The organism is Mesorhizobium sp. 2RAF45, from assembly GCF_052115225.1.
In the GTDB taxonomy this organism is placed as follows: domain Bacteria; phylum Pseudomonadota; class Alphaproteobacteria; order Rhizobiales; family Rhizobiaceae; genus Mesorhizobium; species Mesorhizobium jarvisii.
Window position 1 is genome coordinate 1 of sequence record NZ_JBFRGG010000056.1, and the last position, 329, is coordinate 329.

Below are 329 nucleotides of genomic sequence, written 5' to 3' on the forward strand. Positions count from 1 at the left end.
GGCTGCCGATGTTGAAGGGGCGGCCGGCCAGCTTGTGCGCCTGCTCCTCCAGCTCGGCCATGCGCTGGCCGAAGGTCGAGGACAGGGAGCGCAGACGGTCGGGATCGACCCGCACCCCGTTCAGCTCCATGTCGGCCAGGACCGGCGGCATGCCGCGCTCCAGCGTCTCATAGACGGTGGTCAGGCGCTCGGCCGCCAGACGCGGTTTCAGCAGCTTGTAGAGGCGCAGGGTCACGTCCGCGTCCTCGGCGGCGTAGCAGGTCGCCGGCTTCAGCTCGACGTGCTTGAAGCTTTTCTGGCTCTTGCCGACGCCCGCCACGCTCTTGAAC

General features: G+C 68.7%; 1 pseudogene. It reads right to left on the bottom strand.

What is annotated here, in order from left to right:
• Nucleotides 1–329, bottom strand: a pseudogene (locus AB4Z43_RS33560) (DNA polymerase I); the annotation flags it as partial.